Raw genomic sequence first — 834 nt, forward strand, 5'->3', positions numbered from 1 at the left:
GCGTCGATGCCGTGGCCCCGGACGTCGTCGGCCCAGTCGCGCCAGATGGTGCGCGGGTCGCCGTACAGGTCCTCCAGGTCGTCTCGTAGCGACCACAGGACCAGGACGGGGCAGTCGATCCGCGCGCCTCGGGCGCGGTCCGCCTCCTCGTGTTGGCGGTCCACGGTGAGCCCGGCGCGGTAGTCCTCCAGCATGGCGCGGACGACGTCTGGATTGCGGGTGGCGGTCCGCCACTCGTCGTGATTTTCCTGCCCCATGGCTTCGGGGTCGCCGCGGTACCAGGCGTCGGGATCGGCATTGATGACGCGTTCGGGGATCTCCGGCTGGGCGAAGAAGAACCAGTGCCACCACGCGGTGGCGAACCGGGCATCCGCACGGATCAGGTGCTCGCTCAGGGGCAGGCCGTCCAGGAACGCCACCCGCGTCACCGCGGAGGGGTGGTCCATCACCAGGCGGAGCGCCACGGCAACCCCCCGGTCGTGGCCGACGAGACCGAAGCGCTGGTGCCCGAGCGTCTGCATGACCTCGACCATGTCCTTGGCCACGGCGCGCTTGGAGTGCGGGACATGATCCAAAGCGGGCGCCGGGCCGCGGGAGCGCCCGTACCCGCGCAGGTCGGGGCAGACGACGCTGAAACCGCGCCGCACCAGGACGGGCGCGACCCGGTGCCAAGTCGCCGACGTGCGCGGGTGGCCATGCAACAACAGGAGAGGCGGCCCCTCGCCCCCGTACCGAACGAAGACGGACGCCTCACTGGTGCGCACCGTCCTGGTGGCGAATTCCTCGAACACGAAACGACCCTTTCGCTCCGGGGCCCGGTCCGCGCTACCCCAC

1 protein-coding gene is annotated in these 834 nt (G+C 71.1%); it reads right to left on the reverse strand.

What is annotated here, in order from left to right; all coding sequences use genetic code 11:
• Positions 1-791: alpha/beta fold hydrolase (locus IF88_RS0139630; RefSeq protein ID WP_037808865.1), on the reverse strand; the 791-nt coding region annotated here is incomplete at its 3' end.
• Between the last annotated feature and the right edge of the window lie 43 nt (positions 792-834).

It is taken from the genome of Streptomyces sp. NRRL F-2580, assembly GCF_000720115.1.
In the GTDB taxonomy this organism is placed as follows: domain Bacteria; phylum Actinomycetota; class Actinomycetes; order Streptomycetales; family Streptomycetaceae; genus Streptomyces.